This is a genomic window from Pseudomonas sp. EGD-AK9 (assembly GCF_000465935.2).
Taxonomy (GTDB): domain Bacteria; phylum Pseudomonadota; class Gammaproteobacteria; order Pseudomonadales; family Pseudomonadaceae; genus Aquipseudomonas.
This window is the reverse complement of record NZ_AVOF01001009.1, coordinates 1-513: the sequence shown is the minus strand read 5'-3', so window position 1 is coordinate 513 and position 513 is coordinate 1. Positions and strand designations below refer to the sequence as shown.

Sequence of the window (513 nt, the reverse complement as noted above, 5' to 3'; positions counted from 1 at the left end):
GCCACCTGCTGCGCCGCCGCGCGCCAGCCCAGGCAGGCGCCGAACACAGCGCCCGAGCCCTGCAGGTAACGCCCCCAATGCCGCGTGCTCAGCGGGCGGTAATCGGGGCCGTCGTCCAGGCGCAGCACCAGGCAATGGCGCTGCAGCAGCTCGGCGAAGGGCTTGAAACGGCTGTGGTAGAGCGGATTGGGGCAGAGTCCGGCGGGCGCGTAGTTGGAACTCAACAGCAGGATGCAATCCAGGCTCAGCAGGTGCTGCAGCAGGCGCCCGAGGAGGATCGCATCGCCGATGTCGTGCACGTGGAACTCGTCGAGGTAGAACAGCTGCGTCTCGCTCGCCAGCGCCGCGGCCACCCGCCGCAGCGGATCGGCCTGCCCGCCGTGGGTCAGCGCACGTCGCTGCACCTCCTGCAGCAACGCGTGCACATGCAGGCGCCGCTTGGCTGCGACCGGCGCGGCCTGGAACAGGGCATCGAGCAGCAGGCTCTTGCCGCGCCCGACGCCGCCCCAGAGA

1 protein-coding gene is annotated in these 513 nt (G+C 70.8%); it reads right to left on the bottom strand.

The annotated features are described in order from the left end of the window. The coding region (zapE, locus tag N878_RS26365) for an AFG1/ZapE family ATPase (RefSeq protein ID WP_021446459.1) at positions 1-513 on the bottom strand (513 nt) is incomplete at both ends.